13 protein-coding genes are annotated in these 16375 nt (G+C 53.8%); 12 read left to right on the top strand and 1 reads right to left on the bottom strand.

What is annotated here, in order from left to right; translation table 11 throughout:
• Nucleotides 1-78: 78 nt before the first annotated feature.
• The 11 genes from ACTH3S_RS00120 to cpdA all read left to right on the top strand — a co-directional run bounded on the left by ACTH3S_RS00120 (nt 79) and on the right by cpdA (nt 13039).
• Nucleotides 79-2196, top strand: a complete 2118-nt coding sequence (locus ACTH3S_RS00120) for a type VI secretion system Vgr family protein (protein WP_441806988.1) — start codon at nt 79-81, stop codon at nt 2194-2196.
• Nucleotides 2193-2813, top strand: a complete 621-nt coding sequence (locus ACTH3S_RS00115) for a DUF4123 domain-containing protein (RefSeq protein WP_441806987.1) — start codon at nt 2193-2195, stop codon at nt 2811-2813. Before ACTH3S_RS00120 ends, ACTH3S_RS00115 begins: the two co-directional genes overlap by 4 nt.
• Nucleotides 2810-6511: a hypothetical protein gene (locus ACTH3S_RS00110; protein WP_441806986.1), complete on the top strand. Its 3702-nt coding sequence runs from the start codon at nt 2810-2812 to the stop codon at nt 6509-6511. Before ACTH3S_RS00115 ends, ACTH3S_RS00110 begins: the two co-directional genes overlap by 4 nt.
• A gap of 6 nt (nt 6512-6517) precedes the next feature.
• Nucleotides 6518-7510 (top strand): hypothetical protein, encoded by a 993-nt coding sequence (locus ACTH3S_RS00105; protein WP_441806985.1) that lies wholly within the window; start codon nt 6518-6520, stop codon nt 7508-7510.
• Between the two features lie 173 nt (nt 7511-7683).
• Complete coding sequence (locus ACTH3S_RS00100) at nt 7684-7839, top strand: hypothetical protein (RefSeq protein WP_441806984.1); 156 nt, start codon at nt 7684-7686, stop codon at nt 7837-7839.
• Nucleotides 7840-8331: 492 nt separating this feature from the next.
• Nucleotides 8332-8832 carry a hypothetical protein gene (locus tag ACTH3S_RS00095; RefSeq protein ID WP_441806983.1) on the top strand — a complete coding sequence of 167 codons (501 nt, stop codon included), beginning with the start codon at nt 8332-8334 and terminating at the stop codon, nt 8830-8832.
• A 1-nt stretch (nt 8833) separates the two neighbouring features.
• Complete coding sequence (locus ACTH3S_RS00090; protein ID WP_441806982.1) at nt 8834-9904, top strand: hypothetical protein; 1071 nt, start codon at nt 8834-8836, stop codon at nt 9902-9904.
• Nucleotides 9905-10129: 225 nt separating this feature from the next.
• Nucleotides 10130-10582 carry a hypothetical protein gene (locus ACTH3S_RS00085; protein ID WP_441806981.1) on the top strand — a complete coding sequence of 151 codons (453 nt, stop codon included), beginning with the start codon at nt 10130-10132 and terminating at the stop codon, nt 10580-10582.
• A gap of 360 nt (nt 10583-10942) precedes the next feature.
• On the top strand, nt 10943-11557 hold the full coding sequence (locus tag ACTH3S_RS00080; RefSeq protein WP_441806980.1) for an NUDIX domain-containing protein: 615 nt from the start codon (nt 10943-10945) through the stop codon (nt 11555-11557).
• Nucleotides 11558-11559: 2 nt separating this feature from the next.
• A complete protein-coding gene (locus ACTH3S_RS00075; protein WP_441806979.1) occupies nt 11560-12045 on the top strand; it encodes a DUF1249 domain-containing protein in 486 nt (161 codons plus the stop codon).
• A 187-nt stretch (nt 12046-12232) separates the two neighbouring features.
• Nucleotides 12233-13039, top strand: coding sequence for a 3',5'-cyclic-AMP phosphodiesterase (cpdA, locus tag ACTH3S_RS00070; protein WP_441806978.1), 807 nt, complete (start codon nt 12233-12235; stop codon nt 13037-13039).
• On the opposite strand, the gene metE is transcribed toward cpdA, so the two are convergent.
• The gene (metE, locus tag ACTH3S_RS00065) at nt 13033-15354 is read right to left on the bottom strand and encodes a 5-methyltetrahydropteroyltriglutamate--homocysteine S-methyltransferase (RefSeq protein WP_441806977.1); all 2322 of its coding nucleotides are present in this window, start codon (nt 15352-15354) and stop codon (nt 13033-13035) included. The genes cpdA and metE overlap by 7 nt on opposite strands.
• Nucleotides 15355-15476: 122 nt before the next feature.
• Here metE and ACTH3S_RS00060 point away from each other — a divergent pair, with 122 nt between their 5' ends.
• Nucleotides 15477-16367 carry a LysR family transcriptional regulator gene (locus ACTH3S_RS00060; RefSeq protein ID WP_441806976.1) on the top strand — a complete coding sequence of 297 codons (891 nt, stop codon included), beginning with the start codon at nt 15477-15479 and terminating at the stop codon, nt 16365-16367.
• The last annotated feature ends 8 nt before the right edge of the window (nt 16368-16375 follow it).

Here is a 16375-nt window from a genome sequence, read left to right as displayed (position 1 = left end):
AATCACAGGCGAGGTGGTTATAATCTGCGCTGCTCAGGATGAGTGAGTGTTCATTACTAAACTTCAGGGATCGAAGTCATGCCCCAGGCAAACGGATTGCAGTTTACCGCCCGTATCGGCGAATTCCCCTCAGACCACTTTGCTGTTGTCAGCTTTGCGCTGACGGAAAGCCTTTCTACGTTATTCCATGGCCGCCTTGAACTGGCCAGTACCGACCCAGGTGTAAGTGCTTCTGAGGTTCTGGAGCAGCAGGTGGATCTGGTGGTCTGGCAGGATGGTACTCCCCTTCGTCGCTTCACTGGCGTGGTCAACGAGTTTGCCCGGGGCGATACCGGCCATCGCCGCACCCGCTACGAGATTGCTATCCAGCCGCCGTTATGGCGATTAGGGCTGATGCACAACAGCCGCATCTTCCAGACCCAGACTACAGACACCATCGTGCGAACACTGCTCGAAGAGCGGGGCATTATGGATTCGGTGTTTGATCTGAAGCGCCCGCCGGCCGAACGGGAATACTGCGTTCAGCACAGGGAAAGCGACCTGCAATTCCTGGAACGCCTGGCCGCTGAAGAAGGCTGGCACTACCGCTACCAGCACGGCAGTGTGGATGGCGAAGAACAGCCGGCCCTGATTATCGCTGACCACCACGGCGATGCCCCCAAACTGGACCCGGTCGCCTGCAACACCCAAGCCGGTGGCAGCACCCGACAGGCCTGCGTGTTCAGCTTCGCCTACGAAGAACGGGTCAAAGCCGCCTCCGTGGCCATGAAGGACTACACCTTCAAGAACCCCGCCTACGCCCTGATACATGAACACAGTGCCGGCGGTGTTAACCACCGGGAAGACTACCAGCACTACGACTACCCCGGCCGCTACAAAGCCGACGCCAGCGGCCAGCCGTTCACCCAGAACAGACTGGATGCCCTCAGAAACGACGCGTCCATGGCCAACGGCAAAAGCAACCGCCCGGACTTCGCTCCCGGCGCCAAAGTGGAGTTGCAGGAACACGACAGCCAGAGCCTGAACCGGGAATGGCTGCTGACCGCCATCACCCACACCGGCAAACAGCCCCAGGCCATGGAAGAAGAGGGTGGCAGCGAACCCACCAGTTACCACAACGACTTCACCGCCATCCCGGCCGACAAAACCTGGCGGCCTCTTTGTGAACATAAACCCATGATGGACGGCCCTCAGATGGCCATCGTCACCGGCCCCGAGGGTGAAGAGATCCACTGCGATCAGTACGGCCGGGTGAAAGTCCGATTCCCGTGGGATCGCTACTCGAAAAACGACGAACATAGCAGCGCCTGGCTGCGCGTGGCCCAGGGCTGGGCCGGTGGTCAATACGGCTTCATGGCCCTGCCCAGAATCGGCCACGAGGTCATCGTCAGCTTCCTGGACGGCGACCCGGACCAGCCCATCATCACCGGAAGAACCTACCACGCCACCAACACACCGCCGTACGCGCTGCCGGAACACAAAACCCGGACCACATTAAAAACCAAAACCCACAAGGGTGAGGGCAGCAACGAACTCAGGTTTGAAGACGAAGCTGATCAAGAGCAAATCTACGTTCACGCCCAGAAAGACCTGGACCTGCTGACGGAAAACAACCGTACCGAAGTCATCAAGAACGACAGCCACCTGACGGTGGAGAACAACCGCTTCAGCCACACCAAAGGCAACAGCCACCACACCGTGGACGGCGAAAAGCGGGAACAAACTGGCAAAGACCACAGCTTTAACGTCACCGGCACCCTGCACCTCAAAGCCGGCACCGCCTGGCTCAGTGACTCGGGCACCGAACTGCATATCAAAGCCGGTCAGAAAGCGGTGATCGAAGCAGGCGCTGAAATCACCCTCAAAGCCGGTGGCAGCTTCGTAAAGATCGACCCAAGCGGCGTGGCATTGGGTGGTGCGAGCATCAAGATGAACGCCGGTGGCGCTGGTGGAAAGGGCAGTGGGCAGAAGGTGCAGGTGCCGGAGAGGCCCGGGTTGGTGACGGCTGCGGGCGGTGTTGTGGCGCCGGTGGCGTTGGCGGAGGTTGGGCAGCGGTCTATTGGCAAAATCGAGGAAACGATTGAGTTGCTTGAACTCGCTGCTGTGGAAGAGTTCGCTCTGGTGGATAAATGTATGGAGCAATCGGATGGGAGTTGTCCGCTACGGGATTGCCCCTGTCGGGAGGCATTAGGATGAGCTCTGTGGAGAAGTTTAATGCCAGTGAGCTTCTGTTCATGGAAGATGAGCAGAACTGGTATGCGGTAATGGAAGGTGCCCATCCGCACTTCAATATTCGTGAACTAATTTACCGTCATGCTGTGAATCCGGAATGGGTTGCGATCTATCAATGCGAACCCTATGAGGGGATTGCAGGCGTGAGCCCTGTATTAGTTAAGCTGGATCAGCCGCGAGATTGGTTAGACTTTTGGCTAGCTGAGTTTCCAGCTCTGTCAGGATCCTTACTTAGCTCGGAGCACAGCATTGAAACTGTGGTAGCGCACCTACGCACTTTGGTTTCCGTTCGAGTTGAGGGAGGCGTTGAATCCATTTTCCGCTTTCATGATTCGTGGATTTCAAGCGCTCTATACCCAGCACTCGATGATGCCGAGAGGGCCATGTTTAATGGGCCAGTCAGGCAGTGGCTATGGATTGTGGATCAGGAGGCTTTTCTCACTGCGGCGGAAGGAATTGATGTTATGCGCAGGGATGCACAGGCACAAAGTGAAGGATGGTTGGAGCTCTGCGATAACCGCCAGAACATAATCAATAAGAGCCTCATGTCCAAACGGAATTGGAAGGAGACATACTGGTGACAGGAACATGTATTTCAGCGGGTTCTCCATGTAAAACACCCGAAAAACTGTACGTTGAAGTTGCCGGAACCAGCGTTCACTCCGGGTACGGGTTGATACTCGAAAAGAACGGAGAATTGATCAGCACGTTATCAATGGAACAACGGCAGTGGCACCAGCGTTATGAGTGTGGCTACGCGGTCAACGCTGCTGATCGTTTTAACCACACCTTGACTCTCACCATTGAGAAAGAGCAGGGAGGCATTCTGCGGCTTCCTTTATTAGATAGGCCTCATCCAAGTCGCCTCTCTGCTCGTACGCAGCCCAATCTTTTGTTCCCGATATACCCTTTAGCAGAGATGCCAAATGTTAACGGCGAATCCGGGCACGCTTTGCTGAGGCCTGGTTACCTTTATGTGTTTTGGAAAGGAATTTTGTGGCGGGAACTTCAAAATGATGAAAATGGCAAGCTACGGGACATTGACTTAGGCAGTTACCGAGAACTCGCGAAAAATGAAGGCACCCTCGCCGCCGATGTTCGCCAACCTGTGGGTAAGCTGCTGGATACATTATGGGTACCGGCTCGTCTCCAATCGGTAGGGGATCCAAGCTGGACCATCGGCGATATAGAGGTAGCCTGGTCTGAAGAACAGTGGAGCTGGAGTTACATTGAATCCTTGGAGTCGGGTCAGGAGATAGTCCAGCTTCCGGCAAGCTATCGGGAAATGACAGGCATTCCGTCCTACGGAAAACCCCAACCGCAGGTTATTAATGAACGGCGAAAAGCTCGTTGTGTAAGCTTGGAAATGCTCGGAAATTATGAGTACCGTCGCCGTTTTGGTCCAGATAAGCGTTCGGGAACGGGCTGGTTTTCATTTCAAGATGTAGGAACTTGTCGTCGTCGAGATCCGAACCGTGAAAAAGAGGCCTCTAATCCAACCATTGTTGCGCAGGCACTGGAGGGCAATGGCTTGGATAACAATAACACCTTGCTTCAGGACATTCGGTATGAGTTAGAGCGAATGGAGGGCTTTGCGTGTAAAGCCGAGGAAACACTTGAGTTTGCCGGTGGTTTGACTGGCTGGGTCGATGAACTGCTCGGTGAAGATTGGCGAGCCCAGTTTGCAAGTGAGCGAGACACTCCAACTGAAGATACGGCCAAAGATAAGTCTGAGATTGCTCGCAGTGATCTGTTGCGAGAGGTGCGTCAACGCCTGCAAGCTGGCACCAGCGATAAAGATCAGGTCGCTCATCTTCGGACGCGGCATATACCTGCGATTCTTTTACCTGATGTTTTGTTTGAGCTCGAGTGGCTTACGGCTCAGACCACTTTGCACTTAACCTACCTTTTGACGATAGCGCAGGCCGCTCAGGGACACCCTCATTTCAAAAGCGCTATGCTCGTTCATTCAGCTATTTTTGATCATAAAGGTTATGAGCGCGGACCATTCGATGACTATAAATACGCCGTCGACACTGCCAAGTTAGATGCTGCGCTGCGAAAGGGGGACCGGGAAGCCTGTCGTGAGAAATGCTACGAATTGATCCAGCGCCGAATTACGTTGCTGGAGGATCGAGCAATCCCTGTATTCAAGGACCTTTTTGAGCTTAACGGCCTGCGCCAGCCTATTGCTCTCGCAACATTTAATACGTTGTTTACTCATTTGGAAACCTCGGTGTTTCAGTTTGACCCACTCGTGAGTAAGGTCGCAAGAGAAAAGGAAGCATATAGAGATCACGCGGGGGCCGAATTTATCAAGAGAATTTCCCTCGGGAAGGAAGGTTTATCTGTCTTTTTCAAGATAGATTCGGACACCTCTAATGACCAAGTTGCAACAGGAGATGAGATTGGTGATGGATCAGGCCAGCCGAGGCCTGGGCTTCTGAAGTGGCTTCAAGCCCTACAAATCGAAAAGGGTGATTTGCCGAAAGCGCTACAGGAACAATACGAGCTGAGCGAGTGGGAGCGGGAGAAAGTATACGACAACATCAGAAAGATGGGAGATCCAGACTTGCTTGAGTGGGGCGCGGCGTCCTATACCACCATGGGCCAGCTGATGGCGGACCTCTCTAGTGAGCTCTATGTGCGCACCCAGCGGGCTATTTTGAGGTCAATTGGCACCAGCCCAATTTATAACGCAACGGATACACTTCAAGTTCCGATTAGGTACATGAAACTCGGAAATCCCTTTTTTGGTGGATTGGTCGTAGACCATGCTAATCCTTTCATACCTAACCCGAACCCTAAAATGGTTGTTATTGGCATGCGGTATGGCAGCCAGACAATGGGGATCGGCAAGTTTTCCAATGAGGCGATAAACGAGGCACTTAAAAAGTCCAGTGGCTCGCAAATCGTAAGACCCAAAGGTGGCGTCATTAATCGGGTAGGGCCCGGAATGAGCGGTAACTATGCCGTTATCCGTAATGGCAACGGTAAACTTCTTGCCAATGCTACTTCGGTTGCTGGTTTGCAGGGTAAGACCCCTACCGTGTCGACCCAGGTCGAAATGTTGTTGGCTCATGAGAACAGCGTAGCCGCCAGGATGTCCCGAGGACTGACGAGTCAAAGTAAGGGCGTTCTTTTGCGTTGGGCGCCGCCCGGGATGCTGGCGGTTTTTGGTTGGAATACGATAGCTTCTATTGAGGGCATTTCTAGAACAGTTCGGGACCTGGATTTTGGTAAGCTTCCTAAAGACATTGCAACTTTAGCATATGGAGCAACTAATCTTTTATATTGGCTCGGGCATATTGTCGAAGCTGAAAACTCTGTTCAGCAAAACCGTCTTTCTTGGCTTACGAAAACTCGGCTGGATGTTGACAAGATCAGCAACGTCGTCGGTAAATCAATAGCTAGGCGATTGTTTGCGGATAGATTGATGTCAATTGCCAAATTTGCAGGTGCCTTTGGGGCAGGCTTAGAAGTCATATTGTCGCTATGGGAGGGTGTTCAGCGGTTGCGGGCTAATGATACGGACGCGGCTGCAGGGTATTTCATTGCCGCAGCGGGGTTTGGTGTCTTTATGTTCTCTCATCTTGCAGGAGCCGGCGTGATTCCGATCATCGGGGTGAGTTTTGCGGCAGCTTTGGCTGCAGTAGCGCTTCTCGTCGCTCTTTCCGCTTTGGTCTGGGCCATTTTCAAGACAGATGATGCCTTGGAAGTATGGTTAAAGCACGGCCCGTTCGGCAAGGAGAATCCCGGTAGAAAATATACGCATCTTCACGACGAGCCAGAAGATTCATTTCAGTTCATGGTCAATGGACTTTTCCCGCTTAAAGGCACGAGTGGCAGTCTGGCAGAGTTTAACGACCGACGCCTTTTGTCCAAGACAGAGAAGGATTGGTTGGAAGATCATGAGCGAACGGAAGGGCAGATCATTGCTGTTAGTTCCGCCGCGTTTGCGTTAGTCGACGAGCCTGGCGAGCAGTTCAATGCAAAATTCTGGATCTCAACGAGACAGGGACACAAAGCAAAGTCTATAGAGCCGGAGTTTGTATTTTATGATGCCGAGCGGCAGATGCTTCGGTTTCATCTTCCGAAACCCCGTTGGCGTTGGGCTGGTCGATCGCGTTCCCTTGAAAGACTGACCGCCAAGGTTAGGATCACTCTCGGTAATGGTGGCTTGCTCCCCGTCAGTGATATGGAGAAGCCCTTGGTATCGGGAGTGGACGTCCCCACTCTTAATGACGATAGCCCTCGCTGGCTTACCATCACGAGTTGACCATTTATGACCGATGTTTATCGAGATACTGCCTATCGTTCTGATGCGATACCGGTGTTGTTAGCGGGAGGCCATCCAGACATGGATTTGGCGTTTCAACGCTTGCCTTGGGGTGGGACTCACAATCCAATCATGCCGAACACCATTGAGGTACAGTTGACCTACGCCAGATTATACGAAAATGATGCGGAGAGTGGATTTCCTTGGGACGATACCACATACCTGATAGGTAATGGCTTTTTACGCGGGCTTCAAGGGTTTTTGTATATTCTTTATATGTCAGTAGGGGTGGGTTTAATCGCATCATTGGCTGGATTAGCAATCGCAATTATAAGTTTAATTATATATCATCAAAGCATTAGTAACTTTGTAGATCTTATTGATTCTGTTAAATATTATTTTGGTATTTTGCTAGGTTTTTATTTTGGCGGAAAGTACGGCCGAATTCTAATAGCGTGGATAAGTGAAAAGCGCCAACGTGCCAACCCCACGGGTCTGTATCGCCGGGAAGGTCTGGTTCGCATAAAAAAAGGAAAGGCGGTTTTCGAGGCGCCCTTCATTGAGTTCGATGCCTATCTGGTGCACAGCCCTTCAGGACGTGGTGGTCGGTATTTCAATCTTCTCCTGCAGCACCGTTACAGTAAGCATCAACTGCGGATGAAAGGTTTGTTGACGGACGCGATGGATCAAAAGGAAGTGTATGCTTATTGGGAAATGATCCAGCAGTTCATGGATGTGTCGGGACCTTTGCCGGACGTGCCTATTTTCGAGCCGTTCCGGCACCGTGATCCGGTTACGGCGGAATGGGACCAGCGCACTGGGCGTGATCCGTTCAAGTGGCGAAAGATTTCGCCCGAATCCTGGCGTAAACATCACGAACAGACGTATCGGGAGCGTTTGAGGGCTACGAACTTCCACCAGGCCTGTATTCTGGACGCCCATATCCAGGGGAGGGGTTTGCCGCTGCCTGATCAGCCGCAAGGGGCCATGCTGGCATGATGAGTTCCATATATGGCGTTTTTAGGATTTCCTCAGTGATGGGCTGCTGGGGGCAACAGTGACAAACGTCACATCAGGTTCCTATCGTCGGGATGCGATACCTTAACAGAGCCCCCTGAGGGGTATGCTGAATCATCCGTGGAGGCTGCGATGGTGTGGTGCTGGAGAAGCTGATGTATCAGGAAGCCAGGCACGGCAATCACGAGGCTCCTGACTTCACCCGCGATGACGGTGCGTTCTGGGCGGCCATGACCACCAACCGGCGAGCTTTGAGTGTCCGAGCCCACCGACTGTCTAGTAGCACCGTGGAGGAAGCCTCTGATGCCTGACAATTCATACTACAGCACTACTGCCTGGCAGCCTGAGCAGAACAGCCGTCCACGCCGTCGCGGCCAATTGGAACAGCGCTCCCGGAGCTTTCGCTTTCAATGGGCGGCAGGGCAGAAGTTGTCCAAAGAGTATGTTTCTGATGTGGTGCCGGGCGACTTTCTGGAAACCTGGCCGCCGGGCCAGGATGAGGACACCAATTGGTATGTTGAACAGGGCCGAGGTAAGGAGAAAAAGAGGGTTCCGATTGCCTGGATCAACTATGAAAGCATCCGATGGGCGACGTTGCCAAGTTCGTCTTGGCTCTGGCTAATTTTAAAGGGATTCGCGAAAGTCATTATATTTGGTGGTGGAGCCCTATTACTCCTTCAGCTGTTAGAGATTGTCTTCCTCAGTGGCCGTAATCCAGCGCCATACATTACAGAGTTTTTCCTCCCCGCCCTTTTATATGTAGGTGCACCCTGCGCTGCGGTTTGGGGGGGGGGGGAAGCTTCATGGAGCACTTCTTCCCCAGCTGGATCTACAAAGACCCTAAAGGCCCCCTGTGGGAATTCAACCGCCGAACCGGTCTCGTGACTGCCTTCCGTGATCCCAAGAAAAAACGTGACGCTGGCCAGATAGCCTGGCAGTCACCATTTGCCGAATTCGATGGCTACATCCACAGCGGCCCGACTCATCAGGGCTTACCTCTGTACTACGGCGCCATGGTGCACCGCTTCCGGGAAGAGGCGTTGCCCCTGACCGCCTTCCAGGCCGCTTCGGCCAACGACGAAGACCACAAGGCGCTGTGGAATTTCTGGCTGCAGTACATGGACAGCACCGCACCGCTGCCAGATATTCCCTTGTTTGAGCCCCACCGAAGCAAAGACCCGGTGACTGCCGAACATGACAGACGCATCGGCCGTAATTCACGTTACTGGCGCAATATGGATGATGTCACCTACAAACAGAAGACGGACGAAATGTATAAACGGTGCCTGAAGGAGTTTGGGTAATGTGGGCAATGGAACGCCTAGGTCGAAGCTGATGGATGCGGAGGAGAGTGATCACTACGGGCAGTACGCTTACCGTTCTGATGTGATTTCCCATCAGAAGAACCAGGTAGAGGAATCGAACCGGACAGGACTGGATCGGTCTGCCAGTCTTCGCCTGCCATGGGGTAATACCCGTGAGGTGGTGCCCCCGACCTTCATGTCCGATGATCCACCCAAAGAACTGCGAAGGCTGGAGAAAAAGGAAGACTTGGCTGCCAAGCTCGGGCTATACGTCGAGAACAGCCACGAATGCTTCCGGCACGCACCGTTAGCGTTTCAGGCGCGTTTTTTCGACATGATTTCTGTTTTGGGAAAGGTGTCGGCTTATATTGTGTCTCCGATAGTTCTGATCGTTTTGATCTTGGTGTCCCCCCTGTTTGGCGTGCTAAATGAAACTTGGCCTAAATTCTTGCACAGCTTGATTCCGTTGGAGGTTAGCCTTTTATTTGGTGGCTGGCTTTTCATAATTATCGGTGGCCTAGCCTTCCGCCTCTTCCCCAAATGGCTTTATCAAAACGGCCGTGGCCCCGAATGGGAATTCAACCGCCGCACCGGCATGATCAAGGCCTGGCAATATTCCCGGAAACTCCCGTTCGTGCCCCGAAAGCCTCCGGTCGTGATCGAAAAACCCTTCTACGAATTTGATGCCTGGTGCTGCGCTCGGGTGGACCGGTTCGGCACCTTGTTCGATCTGGTGTTGTCTCACCGTTACAGCAAGCTGGATGTAACGGTTGGCGATATCCTCGGCGCCCATGGCAGCGCCACCATGTGCTATGCCTATTGGGACTTTATCCAGAACTACATGGATATCACCAAACCACTGCCGGAAGTCCCCCTACTGGAGCGATACCGCCCCCTGGACCCGGCCACGGCAGAACATGATAGAAATACCGGTCGCTCACCGCGTTACTGGCGGGACATGGACGATAAAACCTTCAAGAAGAAAGTGGACCGGATGTTCACTGAGGTCACCATCATCGATACAGCCCAGCGGCGCAATGTGATGGCAGAGAAACTGAGTTATGCGAGCTGAGAACGAAGTCGACACAGCGGGGAGTAATTTAACTACCTCCATTACGCTGTTCGAGGCGGATAGTAACTGGTTGCTCTGACGACGATTCGAACGAAATTACTCACTACAACCACGACAAGCGGGACCAGCTTGAGTTGCTGATCGAGTATGAGAAGGATGGCCGGAAAGTTACGGGTGAAAACGGGCTCCGTTTCATTCTGGACGGCAACGATGTGAAGGAGCTGAATGTCGATGAAAGACTCGCCTTTGAAGTGTGATTTTCCGGAAACGGATCTGGAACAACAGCTGGAGAGGAAGCTGTATCGTACTCATGGTGCACGGCTCGCCAGCCCTCCAGCCCTGAAGGTGGCGGGGGTGTCCGGTTCCTCGGAGGGTATGGAGTATTGTGTCGCCGATATCAACGAACGGTTTATGGACACCCGGACAGCCTTCTCGATTTTTCGAGCAGGCCAATTGGGCATCATAAATTTGTTCATGGTCGTTGTGCTGGCGTTAGGCTGGGTTATTAGCCTGCTCTATTCAAAGGCATTGCTCGGAGTTTTGATCGCTTTTGGGCCGGTCTGGGTTGCGATATACCTGTTTGAAATCTTCTTCCCGCTCACGTTGCCGGTCCGGATCGACCGGCAGGAAGGGTTTGTGTATGTAGGGCACCGAGGCACCTTTTACCGGATTCCCTAGGGCGAGCTGGAGGTGACCTTTTCCTACAATTGGCAGTACCTGGGCTCCGGCGTCGTGTGGGAGCGGCAGTACTACGCCCACCTGTTCATGCGGGAGACGCATTACTTTTGCGGGAAGCCCCCCAAGATGCCGCTACAGCGTAAAAAGATCTATTAGTGGCCGAAGGAGATTGAAGACATCTTTGGGAAGATTAACTATTACTGATCCCGAATTGAGGATTGCCTGTCACAGTATTTTATCCCATCAGGACTCCTGAGCCGCGCTCAAGCGCGGCCTCACACCCGGCCAACCCCACACAGACTTGCAATAACCCCAAGCCAGAGTCTATCGTTCCAGATCGATTCCATCTTAGGGTAAACCATGACTGAGCCGTTCCAGTTTAAAGCCAGCGATATCTGTATCGAAAAGCGCGAAACCGTCTTTCAGGGCTTTTTTCGTATGGATAAGCTATGGCTTACACACCCACGTTTTGATGGCGGGAAGATGCCCCGATTTAGTCGTGAACTCTTCATCCGTGGCGACGCCACCTGTGTCCTCCCCTACGACCCGGGCCGCGACGAAGTTGTCCTGCTTGAACAGTTCCGGCCGGGCGCTCTGGGGCGCGACCAGTCTCCCTGGTTGCTGGAACTTGTGGCCGGCATGAATGACGAAGGTGAAAGCAACGAAGAAACGGCACAAAGAGAAGGCCAGGAAGAAGCCGGGCTTAGTTTCAGCACGCTTGAAAAAATATGCGGCTACCTGGTCTCTCCCGGTGGCAGCACCGAAATGATTCACCTGTACTATGGTCGTGTCAGTACCGAGCTTGCAGGCGGTCTCTACGGCCTCGAACACGAACATGAAGATATAAGAGCCCATGTGGTCCCGGCAGATGAAGCCATTGCGATGATCAGCGATGGCCGCATCAATAATGCGGCGGCTATTATCGCCATCCAGTGGTTGCAGCTTAATCGTTCCAGATTGCGGGCGGGGCGGTAAGAATGGGTGAGTGGACAATGAAACCCAGGCGTTATGTACCGGATTTACGTCAACTGGGTGCTTTGTGTGAAGGCAACTATCAGCGCCTCTTCAGGCTGCGTCAGCTAAGAGCGGATGGGCGCCCGGTGTGTGATATTGAACTGCACCGGGAAAATGAGTATCTCGGCCGGGTGCGGATACAGGTGCTGCAAACCGCCAGATATACCGAAACCCTTCTGCTGGAACAGATCCACAATAGTGGCCGCTGGCTCAATAACCCCCGGATGACCGTTCGGGTGTACCACGATGCCGCCATGGCTGAAGTCATCAGCTGTTACCGGGATACGCAGATTGCTCCGGTGAATGACTACCCAAACCGTTTTATGCACCACCCGGATGAAAAAGTGCAGGTGAATGGGTTTCTTGCCGACTGGCTTGAGTACTGTCTGCGATTTGGCCATTTACCGCTTGAACATGCTGCCTGGACTACGGGAGAACCTACCGACTGAGCCGTCTGTGCCGTGTTAGCTATAGGTCGGATGCCCGGGTAATGTGAAGTGTTGTTAAATAGTGCAATAAATGGCCCTGCACCTCGTCAGAATGTGACATTGTACCAGTGAGAGGTGATCAATCCCGAAGCTGACAACGTACACTTGTTGTTCTTCAAGTGATGACAGCGAGCAGACCAAGAGCATCATGACTTCAACGCAAACCACCCGGCCTTTTCGGGTACTGCAGTTAACAGACCCGCACCTTATGGCCAGCGAGGATGGCGCGTTACTGGGCGTGAATACCCGCGACAGTCTCGACGCTGTGATTGACGAGGTGCTCAAGACCCATGGGCAACCGGACTTGATTCTGGCCACCGGCGATCTCGCCCAGGATGGCTCAGAAGAAGCTTATCGGGTGTTGGGTGATCGTCTCCAGGCTTTTAGTTGTGACTCCGCATGGATTGCCGGAAATCACGATCACGTTGCGACTCTCGCCAGAGTGGCAAAAGAGCATGGCGCAGATCGCCGGCATATTATTCAGGGTGGCTGGCAGTTTATTCTTCTGGATTCTTCAGTGCCTGAGAACGTGCACGGAGAGCTTGCAGAACCTGAGCTGGAATTTCTGGCAAGCACGCTGGAGCAGCATCCGGACTTACCAGCGCTTGTCACGCTGCATCATCACCCGGTTGATATTAGTGCTGACTGGATGGCAGATATCGGCCTCAGGAACCGGGACGCTTTCTGGCAGATTATTGATCGGTTTCCGCAGGTCAGAATCGTGCTCTGGGGACACATCCATCAGGTATACGAACAACAGAGAAAGGGCGCGCAATTGCTGGCAACGCCATCCACCTGTATTCAGTTCACGTCGGGCGCACAGGATTTTTCCGTAGAGAGCAGGGCGCCGGGATACCGCTGGTTTGAACTCCAGGCCTCCGGCAACTTCACTACAGAAGTGCGCCGGGCCCTGGATTTCGAGTTTGAGCTGGATCAGAACAGTTCTGGTTACTGAGCCGCAGCCGCGAGTTCCCGTGCTGATGTCTGGATCTGCGGGTGCTGCGCTCGCAATTCTTTAGCGGCAGACACCATGGCTTCGAGTGCCGGAATCACCTCCTCCCAGCGTCGGGTTTTCAGGCCACAATCGGGGTTCACCCACAAGCGCTCCGCCGGTATCCGCTGTGCTGCCTTTTCCATCAAGTCCGTAACCTGGGCGGTTTGCGGAATGTTCGGCGAGTGGATGTCGTACACCCCAGGGCCGATATCGTTCGGATACTCAAAGCCCTTGAACGCATCCAGCAGCTCCATGGCTGAGCGGGATGTTTCGATGGTGATCACGTCCGCATCCATACGGGCAATGGCACCAATGATGTCGTTGAACTCCGAATAGCACATGTGCGTATGAATCTGAGTGTCATCTTCTACGCCGTTGGCGCTGATACGGAAAGCCTCTATCGCCCATTCCAGGTAGGTGTTCCAGTCTGATTGGCGCAGTGGCAGGCCTTCGCGCAAGGCTGCTTCATCGATTTGAATGATGCCCGCGCCGGCTTTTTCCAGATCCTGCACTTCTTCACGCACGGCCAGTGCCAGTTGCAGGCAGGTATCCTTGCGTGGCTGGTCATCACGCACGAACGACCAGTTCAGAATCGTCACAGGGCCGGTCAACATGCCTTTCAGTGGTTTATCCGTCAGAGATTGAGCGTACTTTATCCAGTCTACGGTCATGGCGTTAGGGCGGGTGATATCGCCAAACAAAATGGGCGGTTTCACGCATCGTGAACCGTAGGATTGCACCCAGCCAAAGCGGCTGAATACATAACCTTCCAGCTGCTCGCCGAAATACTCCACCATGTCGTTACGTTCGGCTTCGCCGTGTACCAATACGTCTAGGCCAAGGGCCTCTTGCTGTTCCACGCAGTAGCCAATCTCCTCGTGAATTCGCGCGGTATAGTCTTGCTGGTTCAGGTTGCCCAGGCGGTATTCTTTGCGTACCTGGCGGATTTCCGGCGTTTGCGGGAAAGAGCCAATGGTGGTTGTAGGGTAGGCCGGCAGCTGGAATCGATCCTGTTGCAGCTTGGCCCGGGTGTTGAATGGGCTTTTGCGCTCGCCGTGTGCAGGTGTAATAGCAGACACGGCCTTGGCAACCACAGGGTTGTGAACCCGTGAAGAATCACGGCGGCTCCCAATCGCCTTTTGGTTGGTGTCCAAGTCTTGAGCAACAGCGCCACGGCCTTCATCAAGTGCCTTGGCCAGAGTGCTCAGTTCCTGCAGTTTCTGGCGGGCAAAGGCCAGCCAGTTGCCCACTTCGGCATCCAACGTGGTTTCACTTTCCAGATCAACCGGCACATGCAGAAGCGAACAAGAGGGTGCCAGCCAGAGGCGTTCGCCCAGCTTGTCTTTCAGTGGCTCCAACAGGTTCAGTGTCGCGTTCAGGTCCGTTTTCCAGATATTACGGCCATTGATCACACCAAGAGACAGCACCTTGTGAGGCGGCAGCCAGTCGGCTAGTCGCGCGATCTCTCCGTGGGCACTGATCGCATCCAGGTGAACGCCGGCGACCGGTAGCTCACAAACAAGCTGCAGGTTTTCCCGCAGCTCGCCGAAATAAGTCGTCAGCAACAGCTTCACGGGCGCTGTTTTCAGTTCATGGTAGGCGAGCACGAAGGCATGCTTCCAATCGGCATCCAATTCTGTAACCAGCGCAGGCTCGTCAATTTGCACCCATTCCGCGCCCCCTGTGGCTAGTTTTTCCAGCAATTCGCTGTATACCGGCAACAGTTTGTCCAGCAGTGCCAGGCGGTCAGATTCGTCTTTGGCCTTGCCCAGCCACAAATACGTCACCGGGCCGATGATTACTGGCTTGGCGGTGATGCCTTGAGACTGAGCTTCTGCCAATTGCTCCAGAATGCGGTCGGCATTCAGGCTGAAGCTCGTATCGGCACTGAACTCCGGCACTATGTAGTGGTAGTTGGTGTCGAACCACTTGGTCATTTCACCGGCGTGTACACTGCAACAGGCCGTGTCGCTTGGGGAGCGGCCTCGTGCGACACGAAAATACTCATCCAGCGCAGAGCCCTCATGAGTACTAGCACGCTCGGGCAGGTTGCCAAGTGTGGCGCTCATGTCTAGCACCTGATCGTACAGCGAGAATTCGCCAACGGGCGCAAAGGAAAGGTCTGCTTGCTGCTTCCAGTTCTGCTCACGCAGCCCAGCGGCGGTTGCCTGCAACTCTGCTTCGCTGGACTTGCCATTCCAAAGAGCTTCCAGAGCAAATTTTAGTTCCCGGCGAGCGCCGATGCGCGGGTAGCCGAGGTTGTGAGTGGTGGTCATCCGAAACTCCTGATTCTGTGTTTAGTGAGTCGTTGTTAGGAATGGCCAGATTAGCGTTCGGGATCAATGAAAAATAATGGTATTATTTCAGGGTTCTATTAATTTTACTCATGGATTGTTAAATGATTGAGCGTAATCATCTGGAAGTGCTACGGGCCGTGGAAGCGGAAGGCTCGCTGACCGCGGCCGCCAATCGCCTTCACCTGACCCAGTCCGCGCTCAGCCACTCTGTTCGCAAGTTGGAGCAGCAGCTTGGAACCCCTTTATGGTTTCGGGAAGGTCGTCGACTTCGGCTGACCCAGGCAGGCGGCCACCTGCTGGCACTGGCCAACCGGCTGCTGCCGCAGTTTGAGCATGCAGAGATGCTAATCGGCCAGTTCGCCAACGGCCAAGCCGGCACGCTGCGCATCGGAATGGAATGCCACCCGTGTTATCAATGGCTGCTGAAAGTCGTGGGGCCGTACCTTGAAAAATGGCCGTCGGTGGATGTGGATGTAAAACAGAAATTCCAGTTTGGCGGCATTGGTGCGCTGTTTGGTCACGACATCGACATGCTGGTCACCCCCGATCCATTGCATCGACCAGGCTTGGTGTTTGAGCCGGTGTTTGATTATGAACAGGTGTTGGTGGTTGCGGCCAGCCATCGCCTAGCCAAGAAGCCCTGGGTAGAGGCTGCAGATTTGGAGCCAGAAACCCTAATCACCTATCCCGTAGCAATTGAGCGGCTGGATGTGTTTAATTATTTGCTGGTACCCGCAAACATGCGCCCAGCCCGCCATAAAACCATCGAAACCACAGATATTATGCTGCAAATGGTCGCAGCAGGCCGTGGAGTAGCAGCATTACCGCGCTGGTTGGTGCATGAATATAGCGACCGGCTGGGCGTGGTTCCGGTGAAGTTAGGGAAAGAAGGCGTTTCAAAACAGATTTTTCTGGGTTGTCGCGAGCGGGATGTGGGGGTGCAGTACATGGATTCTTTCATGAAGTTGGCACGAGAGGTTAGCTGGCGCTAAAGTCTTCG

The sequence above is a fragment of the Marinobacter sp. genome (assembly GCF_052094685.1).
Classification (GTDB): Bacteria; Pseudomonadota; Gammaproteobacteria; order Pseudomonadales; family Oleiphilaceae; genus Marinobacter.
The sequence above is the reverse complement of the archived record's forward strand: the minus strand, read 5'-3'. Positions and strand labels throughout refer to the sequence as shown.